The sequence below is a fragment of the Aquirufa regiilacus genome (assembly GCF_032470275.1).
Taxonomy (GTDB): domain Bacteria; phylum Bacteroidota; class Bacteroidia; order Cytophagales; family Spirosomataceae; genus Aquirufa; species Aquirufa regiilacus.
Window position 1 is genome coordinate 687,457 of the sequence record NZ_JAVNWW010000001.1, and the last position, 13,656, is coordinate 701,112.

General features: G+C 40.8%; 13 protein-coding genes, 2 tRNA genes and 1 pseudogene. 6 read left to right on the top strand and 10 right to left on the bottom strand.

Features of this window, described 5'->3' with window-relative positions; genetic code table 11:
* Positions 1 to 35: 35 nt before the first annotated feature.
* A complete protein-coding gene (locus tag PQG45_RS03000; protein ID WP_315576422.1) occupies positions 36 to 776 on the top strand; it encodes a tetratricopeptide repeat protein in 741 nt (246 codons plus the stop codon).
* On the opposite strand, the gene menD is transcribed toward PQG45_RS03000, so the two are convergent.
* The 6 genes from menD to PQG45_RS03030 all read right to left on the bottom strand — a co-directional run bounded on the left by menD (position 762) and on the right by PQG45_RS03030 (position 7,779).
* Entirely contained in the window at positions 762 to 2,393 is a 1,632-nt protein-coding gene (gene menD / locus PQG45_RS03005) for a 2-succinyl-5-enolpyruvyl-6-hydroxy-3-cyclohexene-1-carboxylic-acid synthase (protein WP_315576420.1), read from the bottom strand. The two genes, PQG45_RS03000 and menD, sit on opposite strands and share 15 nt — an antisense overlap.
* A 16-nt stretch (positions 2,394 to 2,409) precedes the next feature.
* The gene (locus PQG45_RS03010) at positions 2,410 to 3,273 is read right to left on the bottom strand and encodes a sigma-70 family RNA polymerase sigma factor (RefSeq protein ID WP_109323139.1); all 864 of its coding nucleotides are present in this window, start codon (positions 3,271 to 3,273) and stop codon (positions 2,410 to 2,412) included.
* A gap of 60 nt (positions 3,274 to 3,333) precedes the next feature.
* Positions 3,334 to 5,475 (bottom strand): polyribonucleotide nucleotidyltransferase, encoded by a 2,142-nt coding sequence (gene pnp / locus PQG45_RS03015; protein WP_315576414.1) that lies wholly within the window; start codon positions 5,473 to 5,475, stop codon positions 3,334 to 3,336.
* A 117-nt stretch (positions 5,476 to 5,592) separates the two neighbouring features.
* Positions 5,593 to 5,868, bottom strand: a complete 276-nt coding sequence (gene rpsO / locus PQG45_RS03020; protein ID WP_315576412.1) for a 30S ribosomal protein S15 — start codon at positions 5,866 to 5,868, stop codon at positions 5,593 to 5,595.
* A 68-nt stretch (positions 5,869 to 5,936) separates the two neighbouring features.
* Complete coding sequence (locus PQG45_RS03025; protein ID WP_315576410.1) at positions 5,937 to 7,382, bottom strand: LptF/LptG family permease; 1,446 nt, start codon at positions 7,380 to 7,382, stop codon at positions 5,937 to 5,939.
* A gap of 1 nt (position 7,383) precedes the next feature.
* Positions 7,384 to 7,779, bottom strand: a complete 396-nt coding sequence (locus tag PQG45_RS03030) for an START-like domain-containing protein (protein WP_315576408.1) — start codon at positions 7,777 to 7,779, stop codon at positions 7,384 to 7,386.
* A 148-nt stretch (positions 7,780 to 7,927) separates the two neighbouring features.
* Here PQG45_RS03030 and PQG45_RS03035 point away from each other — a divergent pair.
* A tRNA-Met gene (locus tag PQG45_RS03035) sits at positions 7,928 to 8,001 on the top strand.
* Positions 8,002 to 8,674: 673 nt separating this feature from the next.
* Here PQG45_RS03035 and PQG45_RS03040 read toward each other — a convergent pair.
* Complete coding sequence (locus PQG45_RS03040; protein ID WP_315576406.1) at positions 8,675 to 9,133, bottom strand: deoxycytidylate deaminase; 459 nt, start codon at positions 9,131 to 9,133, stop codon at positions 8,675 to 8,677.
* Between the two features lie 148 nt (positions 9,134 to 9,281).
* Complete coding sequence (locus tag PQG45_RS03045) at positions 9,282 to 9,794, bottom strand: FKBP-type peptidyl-prolyl cis-trans isomerase (RefSeq protein ID WP_315576405.1); 513 nt, start codon at positions 9,792 to 9,794, stop codon at positions 9,282 to 9,284.
* Between the two features lie 213 nt (positions 9,795 to 10,007).
* On the opposite strand from PQG45_RS03045, the gene holA reads away from it, so the two are divergent.
* Positions 10,008 to 11,048, top strand: a complete 1,041-nt coding sequence (gene holA / locus PQG45_RS03050) for a DNA polymerase III subunit delta (protein WP_315576403.1) — start codon at positions 10,008 to 10,010, stop codon at positions 11,046 to 11,048.
* On the opposite strand, the gene PQG45_RS03055 is transcribed toward holA, so the two are convergent.
* Positions 11,045 to 11,683, bottom strand: coding sequence for a hypothetical protein (locus tag PQG45_RS03055; protein WP_315576401.1), 639 nt, complete (start codon positions 11,681 to 11,683; stop codon positions 11,045 to 11,047). The two genes, holA and PQG45_RS03055, sit on opposite strands and share 4 nt — an antisense overlap.
* 233 nt (positions 11,684 to 11,916) lie before the next feature.
* Here PQG45_RS03055 and PQG45_RS03060 point away from each other — a divergent pair.
* Positions 11,917 to 11,989 (top strand) — tRNA-Lys (locus PQG45_RS03060).
* A 77-nt stretch (positions 11,990 to 12,066) separates the two neighbouring features.
* Here PQG45_RS03060 and PQG45_RS03065 read toward each other — a convergent pair.
* Positions 12,067 to 12,690 carry a pyridoxamine 5'-phosphate oxidase family protein gene (locus tag PQG45_RS03065; RefSeq protein WP_316070263.1) on the bottom strand — a complete coding sequence of 208 codons (624 nt, stop codon included), beginning with the start codon at positions 12,688 to 12,690 and terminating at the stop codon, positions 12,067 to 12,069.
* Positions 12,691 to 13,109: 419 nt separating this feature from the next.
* On the opposite strand from PQG45_RS03065, the pseudogene PQG45_RS11795 reads away from it, so the two are divergent.
* Positions 13,110 to 13,202: pseudogene (locus PQG45_RS11795) on the top strand (hypothetical protein); the annotation flags it as partial.
* Between the two features lie 7 nt (positions 13,203 to 13,209).
* Complete coding sequence (locus PQG45_RS03070) at positions 13,210 to 13,602, top strand: helix-turn-helix domain-containing protein (protein ID WP_315576398.1); 393 nt, start codon at positions 13,210 to 13,212, stop codon at positions 13,600 to 13,602.
* The last annotated feature ends 54 nt before the right edge of the window (positions 13,603 to 13,656 follow it).

The following is a 13,656-nucleotide window of genomic DNA, read 5'->3' on the forward strand; positions in this document are numbered from 1 at the left end:
TTAATTAAATTTGAGCCACAAAGATAAATATTAAAATGAAAACGAGGTACTTCATCCTGCTATTGTCCATTCTTTTTACTGCTTGCCAATCGGATGGTGATAAACGAGAAGCAACTGATTTTTTCCTCCGCGGCAATACTAAATTCAAGGAAAAGGAATATCATGAAAGCATTAAATGGTATACCGAGGCTGTGCAAAAGCAAGCGCAATTCCCGGATGCTTACTATAACCGAGGTTTGGTTTATCAATCCCTGGAAAAAAATGAGGAAGCCTTAGCCGATTTCAGCAAAGCCGTTGAACAGGATGCCTCCTTCGCTCCCGCCCTTTTTAAGAAAACGGAAATCTTACAATCCATGGAACGAATCGATGAGGCTTTAGCTTCCGCGGAGGTTTTGGTTAAGAATTTTCCGGATTCATCGGCCAACTGGTCTTTGCAGGGCAATATTCAAATGCAAAAAAGCTTATGGAATGAGTCCTTGGCTTCTTACGATCGTGCCTTGGCTCTGGATAAGAACTCGGTGGAGACGATGATCAACCAAGGGGTTGTGTATCAGGAATTAGACCAATTGGATTTAGCGGAAAAAATGTTTCAAAAAGCTTTAGCCTCTGGAAAATTTAAAGACTTGATTTACAATAACTTAGGTTACTTGGAGATTCGTCGGATGCATTGGGATTTGGCGAGTAAATACGTGAAACAGGCATTGGAAATTGATCCAAAGAATCCCTTGTATGTGAAGAATTGGGAACGTATTCAGCAAAAATCAATGCTTGAATAATGCCATATAGGATTGTAATGCCTCCGTATTTTGTGTCGAATCTGTGAAGATCTCCAACACTTTTCCTGTGGTGCTCGGCGCAAAGAAATCGCTTAAAACGGAATCTAACTCGTTGAAATCATGTGCATTAAGATAGCTGAGGCCAGCATCTTTTGCACTATTCTCCGCGGTGTTACGTTGTTTAGTAACCATGAATTCGCCTAATTCAGCCAGGTCTTTCGCGCCATCCAGTATTTGAAATATCGCCCCTCCCGCATTATTCATCACGATGATGCGCATATTAGGTCCTACATAATTGTTCCAAAGTGCATTTCGATCATAGTGGAAGGACACATCTCCTAAAAGGGCCACCGTTAATTTGTTGGTTGATTGGCTTGCTCCCACGGCGGTACTTAAACTTCCATCGATTCCACTGGTTCCTCGGTTCGAAAATACTTCCGTTCCATGCAATTTCGCCGCAGTCCAATTGATGTAGCGAATGGCTAATGAATTGCCCACATGTATTTCGGCATCCTGCTTCGAAATTTGTTGGATGATGGCATTGTAAATGTGTAACTCGTTCCAGTTTTTCTTTTCGAAAAAAGCTTGTTGAATCGTCGGATTCCAGGTATTTAAGCTTGCATTAACTTGTAAATCCTTGGTTACTAGTTCCTCAAGAACAGACAAGGTATCTGTTTGAATGACATCTGTTAATGACTGAAATGGATCAGGTCTTTCAATGGGATTCGGGTGTACGAGGTAGGATTTTGCGGGTTTGAACTGGCGCATCATTTGTTTGATGCGTTTCGAAACAAAGGATTTCCCGAAATGTATGTGGAAATCAGCCTGTAAATTAGGCCAAAGGCTCTCATTCGCTAAAAGTAAATCATGGTTTATCTCGCAAGCCGAAGGTAAATTTGCGCTTGCATCGCCGATAATCGGTATGCCTTTTAAGGCTAACTGTTCAAAAAGTTTATTTTCTGCTTCATCGTAAGGGCGCTGTCCTACGGTAATCAAGCATTTTTGATGGGAGATTCCATCAAGTAAACCTTTCTCCCAAGTAAATACAGCATTCACGGGTTGTGAAGCTACAGGACTCGTTCGAAGGGGAAGCTCCTCTCCTTTTGCCGGATAAAAGGGTTCGGCAATTGGGATGTTCATGTGAACGGGACCTTGTGGAAAATTCAAGGCTTGTTGGACCAATTGATGTGGCTGAAAAGCCTCAAATGATTCAAAATGCTTAACATGCTTGCCGTACAAGTGGTTTTGGTAAATGGTTTGTCCATCCCATTGTCCAATCCATTCGGCAGGCCTGTCGGCCGTCAGCACGATCAAGGGTACCTCCTGAAAAAAGGCTTCGACCACCGCAGGGGCAAAATTCAATCCTGCTGAACCAGAGGTACAGCAAAGGATGACAGGTTTCTTTGATTTCAGCGCTAAACCTAAGCCAAAAAATCCTGCGGAACGCTCATCGGCAATTGAATAACAACGAAAACCACCGTGGCGTACGAGCGCCAACATAATCGGTGCATTTCTCGATCCGGGGCATATAACAGCCTCATTTACACCTTGTTGGTGTAAATCATCGATTAAATCCACAAGTCCTGCTGGGTAGGCCATAGCAAAAAAAAGCCTCATAAGAGGCTTTTAAAAATTATCCAAGATATGTTTTTAATGCTTTGCTACGTGAAGTATGACGGAGTCTGCGAATTGCTTTCTCTTTGATTTGTCTTACACGTTCACGTGTCAAATTAAATTTCTCCCCGATTTCCTCGAGTGTCATGGCATGCTCACCGTTTAATCCGAAATAAAGCGTCACGACGTCCGCTTCACGTTGGGTTAAGGTAGATAAAGCACGTTGAACCTCTCTACGCAATGAATCGTTGATCAAACCTGAATCTGGTTTGTCTTCCGAGTCATTTTCAAGGACGTCCAACAAAGAGTTTTCTTCTCCTTGTACGAATGGTGCATCCATGGATACGTGGCGACCTGAGATTTTCAAGGTATCAACAACCTCACCTGTAGAAATTTCCAATACTTCGGCTAATTCTTCAGGAGATGGCTCACGCTCAAATTTTTGTTCTAATTCCGAGAAAGTCTTTGATATTTTGTTCAAAGAACCTACACGGTTTAAGGGTAAACGAACGATACGGGATTGTTCTGCTAATGCTTGAAGGATCGATTGACGAATCCACCATACCGCATACGAGATAAATTTAAATCCACGTGTTTCATCGAAACGTTGTGCCGCCTTAATCAAACCTAAGTTTCCTTCGTTGATTAAATCGCCTAAGCTCAAACCTTGATTTTGGTATTGTTTCGCTACGGAAACAACAAAACGCAAGTTGGCCTTTGTCAAACGCTCCAAAGATAATTGATCCCCATCACGGATTTTTTGCGCGAGGATAACCTCTTCATCCGGAGTTAATAAATCGACTTTACCGATTTCCTGCAGGTATTTATCAAGTGATTGACTTTCCCTGTTGGTAATTTGTTTGCTAATTTTTAGCTGTCTCATAGGATCTTACAACAGATTGAATGGGCAAAAGGTTTCGCTTTTGCCCATTAATTGAAAATATTACTCCGCTTGTGCGGGAGCTTCTGGTTTTGGTAAAAGAACTTTGGCAGATAAACGGAATTTGCCCGTTTTCTTATCTACCTCTACTAATTTTACTTTTACTTTATCACCTTCTTTGAAAACGCCATCCATCGTATCGATGCGATCCCACGAGATTTCAGAGATGTGCAATAATCCGTCTTTTCCTGGTAGGAATTCAACGAATGCGCCAAAAGCTTGGATATTCTTCACTTTTCCTTCGTAAACTTCGCCTACTTCTGGAACTGTTACGATGTTTTTCACCATGCGAACCGCGTGAGCCATTGCTTCGCCATTCGATGAGAAGATACTTACGTATCCACCGTCTTCTTTTTCTTCAATCGTTACGGTAGCACCGGATTGTTTTTGGATATCTTGAACGACTTTACCACCTGGTCCGATTACCGCACCGATTTGGTCTTTCATGATTTTGATAACCGTTGCGCGAGGTGTTTGAGGCTTGAATTCAGCACGAACAGCCGGCATCGCTTTCTTCATCTCGTTCAAGATGTGTAAACGACCTTCTTTTGCTTGTGTTAAAGCTTCTGCCAAAACTTCGTAAGACAAACCTTGAACTTTGATGTCCATTTGGCAAGCTGTGATACCGTTTTCGGTACCTGTAACTTTGAAGTCCATATCACCTAAGTGATCTTCATCACCTAAGATATCAGATAATACGGCGTATTTACCTGTTTTTGAATCGGAGATCAATCCCATCGCGATACCTGAAACAGGCGCTTTGATTTGAACACCCGCATCCATTAATGCTAATGTACCCGCACAAACAGTTGCCATCGAAGATGAACCGTTTGATTCCAAGATATCAGAAACAACACGTAAGGTATAAGGGAATTGCTCCATTGGAGGCAATACTTTACGAATCGCACGCATGGCTAAGTTACCATGACCAACTTCACGACGTCCTACACCACGGTTAGGCTTAACCTCCCCTGTTGAGAAACCTGGGAAGTTGTAGTGCAACATGAATTTATTGTAACCTTGTGTCATCGGTTGATCGATGATTTGCTCATCCATCTTCGTTCCCAAGGTAACAGTTGTCAACGATTGTGTTTCTCCACGTGTAAATACGGATGAACCGTGTGGTGTAGGTAAATAATCTACCTCACAAGTGATTTGACGAATTTCGTTCAATTTACGACCATCTAAACGGTAACGCTCTTGCAATACCAATTGACGAGCCGCTTCTTTTTCGATATCGTGCAAATAAACTTTCGCTAAGGAAAGATTCACCAAGTGACCTTCTGGCAAGGTTGCGATGTATTCGTCAACGATTGCTTTGAAAGCAGCTTTACGCTCGTCTTTCTTTGGATTAGCTTGTTTAGCTACTGTTAGATACTTTTCGTAGTAGTTTTTCCACAATTCAGCACGCAACTCTTCGTTGTGTGATTCGTGTGAATATGTACGTTTTTCTGTTTTGCCACAAGCAATCGTTAATTCGTTCAATGCTTGGCATTGTAATTTGATTGCATCGTGTGCGATACGCAAAGCTTCTAACATTTCTGTTTCAGAAACTTCATCGCCTTCGCCTTCTACCATCAAAATGTCGTTTGCGTTAGCGGCAACGATCAATTCTAGGGAAGCGCCAACTAATTCGCTTACGCTTGGGTTAACTTTATATTCTCCGTTGATTTTCGCAACGCGAACTTCTGAAATAGGACCATTGAAAGGGATATCAGATACTGCTAAAGCAGCAGCAGCAGCTAATCCTACAAATGCATCAGGTAAAACCTCAGCATCTGCTGAGATTAAATTGATCAACACTTGTACATCTGCATGGTAATCATCTGGGAAAGTTGGACGCAATGCACGGTCAACTAAACGCGAGATAAGGATTTCGTAATCGGAAAGGCGTGCCTCTCTTTTTAAGAAAGATCCAGGAATACGTCCATTAGACGCAAATTTTTCTTGGTAATCAACTGATAAAGGAAGGAAATCTACACCTTCTTTGGCCTCTTTGTTTGCTACAACGGTAGCGAGCAGCATCATATTTCCAGACTTAATAACAACAGATCCATCCGCTTGCTTGGCTAATTTGCCAGTTTCAATTTGGACTTCCTTGCCGTCAGGCATCGAAATATGCTTTGTAATGATGTTAAATGACATACGTTTCGGAATAAATTTTCACGCAACCTTGCGTGAGTAGAATGTTTGTTTGATGAATTCAAACGGGGTAAAAAGAAATAAAACAGGGCTCCTAAATGAAAGGAACCCTGCTTGTATTTATTTACGAATACCTAATTCGGCAATGATCGCACGGTAACGTGAGATTTCAGTACGAGTTAAATAATCAAGTAAACGACGACGCTTACCTACTAATTTCAAAAGTCCTAAGCGTGTGCTGTGGTCTTTCTTGTTTTTCTTAAGGTGCTCAGTCAAATGATTGATTCTGAAAGTGAATAACGCAATTTGCGACTCAGCAGAACCAGTATCGATTTTTGACTTTGCTTTCCCTTTTGATTCGAAAATCGATTCTTTTACTTCGGGTGACAAATACATCTTTTACCAGTTTAAGATTAAAAAATTAATTCGCAAAAGTACATAGAATTGTCGGAACGCGCAAATGCTTAGCTTGAATATTTCTGCCGACGCATTTTCCACGTCTTTAGGCGCTCCCAAAGTACGCGGTAGAAGTCGGATTCAAATAAACGGGAATCGTTCAAGGCTATTTTTAGGAAATACATTCCGATGAGTGTTAAAAGCCCATTGGAGATCCAAGCGCCAATTTCCACGAGCACCTTCCCTTCTTTGGCCATTTTATCGCCTTGTTGGGTAAGTATGTACATTAAGATGAAGAATGAGACCGCTACAACAACCGGCACACCAAACCCACCCTTTTTAATGATGGCTCCTAAAGGGGCTCCAATTAGGAACATGACTAAGATGGCTAGTGAAGTAGTGAATTTCTTGTGCCATTCCAAACGTGTTGTTTTTAATTTGTCTTGGCGGGTTTCTAAAGACGTTAAATTCGTTTGGGCGAACGTTTGCATGTTTTGAACCTGTTGGATTGCAATGTCCATGGGATCTCGTGCAGTTTTCTCGGCTAAACCTTTCTTTAGGCGCCCAGCAACCCATTTGGTGTTTTTTACTACGTTGATCGATTGGTTAATTGGCTTATGGAAATACATGAAATTAGGGCCAATCGAACGGATAAAGCCTGTTTTCATGATGCGCATGGTACGGCGCAGTGAATCTTCATCCGCTTGTAACTGGATATTATTGCGCATGATTTCGTAATGGGCGAATTGGCTTTCTTCTGTCTTATGTAGATCAAAAGCGTCTAAGGACATGACGATTTTACTCTTTTTGAAATGGTGTAATGCCAAATCAGACGCATCTAAATTGCTTCCACGGTCGGCATCTTCCACATAATCCTTGCCATTAAACAACTCAAAAACGAGGTATTTCTTGTTATACATCGTGTACATCAAGCCAGAGTCGGCCAAAGTCACATGTCGGTTCCCATCATTATGTGTATGATCGTAGATGATGAGCGATTTCAATGTTTTATTGTCGGGATACTTTTTTGCTACCTTGATGGCGTAGCCAGGTAAGTCGGAGTAAAAGATCCCTTCCTTGATATTCAAGGTTGTTTTGGTGGTTTTGATATCATATAAGAGTCCCCAGCCTTTCAGGTTGGCCCAAGGCATCGCGACATTATTAAACCAAAACATGAAGCCAGATAATAATACGGCAACGATCATGATGGGCCTAAATACCCGAAAAATAGAGATTCCGGCGCTTTTTAGGGCAGTTAATTCGAAGTTCTCTCCTAATTTCCCAAAAGTCATTAAAGACGAAAGTAAAACCGAAAGTGGTAATGCCAGGGGAAGCGTGATGAGCGAGAAATAAAAGAATAGTTCGAGGTAGACGAAAATACCAAGGTCTTTGCCGAACAGGTCGGCAAAGTAGAACAAGACTAAACGTAATAAAAAGATGAATACTACGATGAGTGTTGTTAGGACAAAGGGTCCCCAAAAGGCATTTAGGACTAATTTATCTATTTTACGCATACTAACTCCCTACGATCTCTTTGAGTTTATCAGTTAAATAATCCCAAAGTTCTTGGGCGTCGTCGGCCGACTTAAACGTAGATGCTGAATCTGTAATGACCAAATACGTGGTATTACTCAGTTCACTGACATCTAACTTGAATTCCATACAAGCGCTTTGTGCGGCTTGATCGGGCTTTGTGAAGTCTAATTTGAAGCTTTTGTTCGCTTTATTGTGAACAATTGTTGCCGGATGATTTTCATTATCCCAGAAAAAATTAAAACCGAGATTCGTTTGAACCGTAACCTTGTCGGCAAACCATTGTTGAAGTCCAGAGGCCGTACTTAAATACGGATAAAGTACTTTGGGCGAGGCTTTTAGCTCATATTCAAATTCATAGCTTGAAGCTGGCATCATGCGATGGGGTTTTGATGGGAGGGCAAAATTGTCCCTATAAACAAAGGTAAACGAATTCAGATGAATCGCAAATCCAATACAAATTTAATAAGTATTCATAAAATATTTGTGACTCTTACTCCTTTCGATTACCTTTGCACCATATTTCGGCGGGGTAGCTCAGATGGTTAGAGCGTTGGATTCATAACCCAAAGGTCGGCAGTTCGATTCTGCTCCCCGCTACTAAAATGACCTTACAATTTGTGAGGTCTTTTTTTTTGGACGTTAGACATTGGACGCTAGACGTTGGATTCATATCCGTCAGCTGACGGACGGCTTTCGATTCTGCTCCCCGCTACTAAAATGACCTTACAATTTGTGAGGTCATTTTTTTGGGACTTTAGACATTGGACTTTAGACTGTAGACGTTGGACATGTGACGTTGGATTCATATCCGTCAGCCGACGGACGGCTTTCGATTCTGCTCCCCGCTACTAAAATGACCTTACAATTTGTGAGGTCTTTTTTTTGGACTTTAGACATTGGACTTTAGACTGTAGACGTTGGACATGTGACGTTGGATTCATATCCGTCAGCCGACGGACGGCTTTCGATTCTGCTCCCCGCTACAAAAAAGACTTCGAGATTTGCGAAGTCTTTTTTTTGTCCTCAGACTAAAGTCTGAGGTTATAAAAGTATTTGGCTATCCCTCAGACTAAAGTCTGAGGTTATAAAAGTATTTGGCTATCCCCCAGACTAAAGTCTGAGGTTATAAAAGTATTTGGCTATCCCCCAGACTAAAGTCTGAGGTTATAAAAGTATTTGGCTATCCCCCAGACTAAAGTCAATGGTTATACCAGGTATGGCTTTTGTTAACCCCAGACTTCAGTCTGGGGATTTCGAGGCGTAGCCTCAACTACAAATCCTGATAGGAAAGAACCTCTACCCCAAATTTTCGCAAGAAATCCACACCTTCATCAGAAGCTAATCCTTTGTAAGCAGCGTAGCTATTTAAATAGATTACCCGTTTGATTTTCATACTGTAGATAATACGCGCGCAGGATATACAAGGCGAAAGCGTTACATAAATGGTAGAACCTTCGATGGAAGCACCATTTTTGGATGCATATAAAATGGCGTTTTGTTCCGCATGCAAAGCCAAAGAACAAGATCCTTTGGAATCTTTCGGGCAGCCTCCCTCCTCGTGGAAATCTTCATCGCAATTATGCGTTCCTTGCGGCGGTCCATTGTAACCAATGGAAATGATGCGGGTATCTTTGGTCAACACAGCTCCTACCTGCGCACGCGTACAATGCGAGCGAAGCGCTAAACTCTGTGCTAAATCCATGTAGATGGAATCGAAGGAGGGTTTCATATCTTTATTAGTTAAGAGTTAAGAGTGAAGAGTTAAGAGTTTTTTCTGTATTAATTCTTAACTCTTAATTCTTAACTCTTAATTCTTAACTCTTAATTCTTAACTCTTAATTCTTAACTCTTAGTTCTTAACTCTTAGTTCTTAACTCTTAATGATGCACCCCTCCCTCACCATGCACGTGTCCGTGCGCGATTTCGTCGGCGGTAGCTTCTCTGATTTTAATGACTTTTCCAGTAAAAATTAATTCTTTTTCTGCCAAAGGGTGGTTGAAATCCATCATGACATGATCATCGCCGATGGAAACGACCATACCTTGCATACGATTTCCTTGGTCATCCGTCATTGGGATGTAATTGCCTACTTTCAAAATATCATCAGCTTTTTGGCCGTCTACTTCGAAAATTGATTTTGGTAAAGATATGATCGCATTGGGATCAATGTTCCCGTATGCATCTTCTGCTGCGATGTTGAAATTAAAGGTATCTCCTGCTTTTAGGCCAACTAAATTAGCTTCGAAGCTTTCTGGAAGGCCGCTTAAGCCGTGAATAAATACCATCGGTTCGTTTTCATCTACGATTTCAACGACATCCGGTTGGCCATTCTCATCTGGAAATGCTAATTCATACGAGATGAAAACAACGGAATTGGGTGCGATTTGCATGAAAGGGTGTTTTGATTTGAGGGATAAAGGTACGGAAAAGAGTTTAGAATTTTAGGTAAGAGTTAAGAGTGAAGAATGAAGTGGTTAGAAGTTGGCGAGATGAACTAACCTTTGAAATATATAAAACAACTCTTCACTCTTAGTTCTTAACTCTTAACTTCTATTTATCTTTGCGTCAGCCGACTAGCGACTAGCGACTAGTGACTATCACTTATGCAAAAAACAATTCAAGAAGTACTTAAAGACATCAAAGCGAAAAAATACGCGCCTATCTATGTTATACATGGAGATGAGTCGTTTTTTATCGACCAACTGGCCGATGCGTTTGAAGATCAAGTACTGACAGAATCCGAAAAGAGTTTCAATCAATTCGTGTTATTTGGTAAAGATCAAACGATGGGTTCCGTGATTTCCTATGCGCGGCGTTACCCGATGATGGCCGATAAACAGGTCATTATCGTTAAAGAAGCTAGTTTTTTAGAGGCTTTGGCGAAAGGAAAAGAAGCCAAAGGCAACGAGGACATGAAGGCCTGGGAGGATTATTGCGCGCGGCCGACGGATTCTACGCTTTTGGTATTTACGATTAAGAGTTTAGTGAACGAAAAGACCAAAATCCTTACACTCCTCGAAAAGAATGGTGTTGTCGTTTGCTCCAAAAAGGTAAAGGACGGCCAAGTGGGTTCGTGGTTGAAGGATTATTTGGCCCAACATAAGCTCGGGATTCAGGCGGCTTCTTTGGAGTTGATGGTTTCGTATGTGGGCACCGACTTGCAGCGCATGGCGCATGAAGCTGATAAATTGATTGTCAATTGTCCTGTTGGCGCTGAAATTGGTCCAGAAGAGGTAGAGAAGTATGTGGGAATCAGTCGGGAATACAATGTATTTGAATATCAAGCGGCTTTGATGCAGCGTAATGTGGCCAAAGCACAAAAAATAGCCTTTTATTTGGCTGATAATACCAAGCAAAACCCCTTGCCTATTCTATTGGCGACTTTGTTTGGGACTTTTTCTAAAGTATTGATGGTGCATGATTTGGGTTCTTTATCGGATAATGAATTAGCCAAAGAGATCGGTGTTAATCCTTATTTTGTCCGAGATTATGTCACGGCTAAGCGTAATTATCCGATTGCGAAGGTTGTGCGGATGCTGGAGGCGATTAAAAATGCCGACTTAAAATTCAAGGGCATCATCGGTTCGGCGGAATCTGACCGTGATATATTGATGGATTTGAGCTTTGAGCTCTTGCACCTTTAGTTGATTGCCGAATAATCGCTGGCTTTGATGTAACCCACTTGTCCATTCACGATGCAGGTCACCCAAATATCTTGGGTATTCCAGTAATTCACCCGATTTCCTTTCTTGAGTATCTGCATGACCGGCGCTGCAGAGGATGCATGTGCGCGTAAGTAGGCTTTATCTTTGGTAATTATTCCAAATCGTAATAAGCCAGGTAGGTTCGTGAATAAGCCCAGGAAAAGTAAGTATGCACTGAGAAAGACCAATTGTGTCCGAGGAATGCGGCTATTGCGTAGGTATTTGCGGAATAAAATGATGATTGCGTATAGTCCAAGTAGTAACAGGACACCTAAGAGATAAGGGAAAATGGAGAAATAAATCCATTCGATTTGATCGATGAGGGAAACGGAATATCCGTCGAGTTGTTGCTTCTCTCCTATTTCGGCTAAGCGATTCGCGATGGCCGGTGTATTTTGTTTAGCGTGAATGCTGGAAAGGCGATATAATTCGGAAACCCAGTCATTTTTTACTTTGGCGATGTAGGCCAATTTGAACTGAATACTTTCGAATTCGCTCGAATTTGGATTCAAGTTCTTCAGGTAAATGCGTTCGGCTTCGAGCAGTCGGTTGGATTTAAATAAAGAATCTGCCAAATGAATTTCCTTTCTATCTATTTGGCTATGAACAATTTGTGTAAAGCCCAGATAAAAAAAACAAAAAAATATAACTTTATTTAGAAGCCTTGCTTGCATAATTCGAAAAACACTACTACTTTTGCATCGCAATAAGGCAATAAAATGCTTTAAAAGCAAATGAAAGTCGGTCAGTGATCGAACTTCCCTTCGACTCCCGAGTGGGTCAATTGATATACAAGCTTCGGCTTGATGATTCCGTAGCTCAGTTGGTAGAGCAATACACTTTTAATGTATGGGTCCTGGGTTCGAATCCCAGCGGGATCACTTAAAAATTAAAAAAGCCTGCATTTATTGCAGGCTTTTTTGTTTTCAATCGCTTGGGGAAAAACTCCATGAAATTTTTAGGGTATCTTCCATTGATACGAATCATTTTTATAGTCAAAGAAAGCTCTTCGATGGCCTGCGTGGTTTAGCCACAACCAATCGATGGATTCAACCTTGATTGAAACGATGCCAAAATTCTTTTGGCCCACTTCACTTTCCAAAAGGGTAAAATTCTCTTGCTCAATATCTTCCGATAATCCGCTGGTGGATGATTCCGTAAAGCTAGAGGGACTAAATGCTGTTAGGTAACATTTTCTGCTGGATAACGTGGTTTTTTGCCATGCTTCGGAAGTAATTTCATTATTCACATGAAGGATGGCTTTTCCTTTCACGCGTAATTGAATGCGTGCGGATGCATCATAAAATAAGGCACTGATCGAATTATTTTGTTCTAATTCCGCCCATTTTCTACTTCGAATGTCTGTATGAAAGCGTAGTTCTTTTGTTGAGGGAATCGCTTTACGTAGCACAACCGTACGAATACTGACATCTCCCTGATTGATGGTCGCGACACATGGCGTATGAAAGGAGTCTCTACTTTTGGTAGCTCCTATGAATAGTCGGTCCCACGCATCTTGTTCAAGTTCTTCTAAAGTTGAATCGATGTAATTGAAGTTAATCTGTTCCGCTATTTTTGTCATCTAAGTTTAACAAATAGATACGCTAAATGTTATTTTAATATTAATATAGAATAATATTGAACGATTTTTTTCAAGCATTTAAATTGAAGTATTTTATCCGTTCGTTCGATATGTCGTATAATTGAATTGAGGTTCTAGCCTATCCCTATTTGAGTTAGCTAACTCACAAACTTATATTGTTTGAATATTATCAGTTTTCCCGAACGCAGTATTGCTTTATTCCATTAATATTGGCTTTCCTCGATTTTTGACTCGGTTTGAAGATTTCTGAGCCAAAATTTATGCTGAATTTAATTGCCTTAAAGTATATTTTAATTTACCTTGCTATGAAATGTTCGGAGGCTTATCGAATACTAATTTGGGATGGCTGGTATCCTGTCTCACAAAAAGGTTCATATGTATAGTTACGGCATTTATCAAAACCAGGATTCATCATTTTTCCGAATCACGGGAGTCAAGAATTAAGTAAAGGTTTAGCCAAAGTATTATTTAAGCAAGCAGGTATAAAATAAGCAAAACATGAAAATCGTAGCAAAAAAGATAGATGTCTGTGTCGAAAAAACAAGTACTGGGTATGCTGCATTTGTGGAATCTATGCATGTGTACACAACTGCTCAACAGATACCTGAACTGTATATGAATTTGCTTGAGGCGTTGAATTTAGCCTTAGAAGACGAGGGAAAACAAGTTACGATGGATCAAATCAAGCTAAATTTAGATTTTAAGCAGTTTTTTCAATTTTACAAAGTCATAAATGCCAATTTTCTGGCCAAACGAATTGGGATGAATCCATCACTTTTATCTCAATACGTCCGCGGGAAAAAGCATCCTTCTGCTAAACAATCCGAGAAAATTATCCGTGGGGTCCAAAGTATAGGTAAGGAATTAGCGGATATTTCATTGTTATCCTAGGTTGTTAAAATGAATTTTATCATGTTATCGTTTATCCGTTAAACCCCTATTTTT

What these genes read in the sequence shown, in the direction of transcription:
- PQG45_RS03065 (WP_316070263.1), bottom strand. Translation starts at nt 12,690, where the DNA reads ATGACAAAAATAGCGGAACAGATTAACTTCAATTACATCGATTCAACT.
- PQG45_RS03010 (WP_109323139.1), bottom strand. Translation starts at nt 3,273, where the DNA reads ATGAGACAGCTAAAAATTAGCAAACAAATTACCAACAGGGAAAGTCAA.
- menD (WP_315576420.1), bottom strand. Translation starts at nt 2,393, where the DNA reads ATGAGGCTTTTTTTTGCTATGGCCTACCCAGCAGGACTTGTGGATTTA.
- PQG45_RS03070 (WP_315576398.1), top strand. Translation starts at nt 13,210, where the DNA reads ATGAAAATCGTAGCAAAAAAGATAGATGTCTGTGTCGAAAAAACAAGT.
- PQG45_RS03045 (WP_315576405.1), bottom strand. Translation starts at nt 9,794, where the DNA reads ATGCAAATCGCACCCAATTCCGTTGTTTTCATCTCGTATGAATTAGCA.
- pnp (WP_315576414.1), bottom strand. Translation starts at nt 5,475, where the DNA reads ATGTCATTTAACATCATTACAAAGCATATTTCGATGCCTGACGGCAAG.
- PQG45_RS03040 (WP_315576406.1), bottom strand. Translation starts at nt 9,133, where the DNA reads ATGAAACCCTCCTTCGATTCCATCTACATGGATTTAGCACAGAGTTTA.
- rpsO (WP_315576412.1), bottom strand. Translation starts at nt 5,868, where the DNA reads ATGTATTTGTCACCCGAAGTAAAAGAATCGATTTTCGAATCAAAAGGG.
- PQG45_RS03000 (WP_315576422.1), top strand. Translation starts at nt 36, where the DNA reads ATGAAAACGAGGTACTTCATCCTGCTATTGTCCATTCTTTTTACTGCT.
- PQG45_RS03025 (WP_315576410.1), bottom strand. Translation starts at nt 7,382, where the DNA reads ATGCGTAAAATAGATAAATTAGTCCTAAATGCCTTTTGGGGACCCTTT.
- PQG45_RS03030 (WP_315576408.1), bottom strand. Translation starts at nt 7,779, where the DNA reads ATGATGCCAGCTTCAAGCTATGAATTTGAATATGAGCTAAAAGCCTCG.
- holA (WP_315576403.1), top strand. Translation starts at nt 10,008, where the DNA reads ATGCAAAAAACAATTCAAGAAGTACTTAAAGACATCAAAGCGAAAAAA.